Below are 390 nucleotides of genomic sequence, written 5' to 3'. Positions count from 1 at the left end.
CGTAGGCACTTCCTGCGCTCGGCTGGTGGAGTAATCAAAAAGGATGACCGGCTTATCCGGTGGACCGCCGGTTTGCACCCACATCCACGACTGGCTCTCTGGCTCGCGGTCAGGTTCTTTCAGCACCTGCACCCGCGTTTCATCGCAGTGGATGACGCGACTGGCCAGCAGGCTGTCGCGCATCAGATTCAGCAGCGGTTGCATGTGCTCGCCACACTGGATAACCCAGCGTGCCAAGGTCTGGCGAGGGATATCGATGCCGTGGCGGCCCAGTACTTTTTCAAAGCGGTGAAGCGGCAAGCCATCCACATATATGGCGGTCAGCAACATCGCCAGAACGCTCGGGCTGGCCATGCTTTTTTCAATCAGCTGAGCTGGCTTGTCCGCAGT

The 390-nt window shown here is 59.0% G+C and carries 1 protein-coding gene; it reads right to left on the bottom strand.

Annotated features, from left to right (window positions below):
- Positions 1–390, bottom strand: a 390-nt coding sequence (locus QBK88_RS30725) for an IS66 family transposase (RefSeq protein WP_277965050.1), incomplete at both ends; no start/stop codon positions are given.

Source organism: Pseudomonas sp. RIT-To-2 (assembly GCF_029623465.1).
Classification (GTDB): domain Bacteria; phylum Pseudomonadota; class Gammaproteobacteria; order Pseudomonadales; family Pseudomonadaceae; genus Aquipseudomonas; species Aquipseudomonas silvicola.
This window is presented reverse-complemented; position numbering and strand designations above follow the sequence as displayed.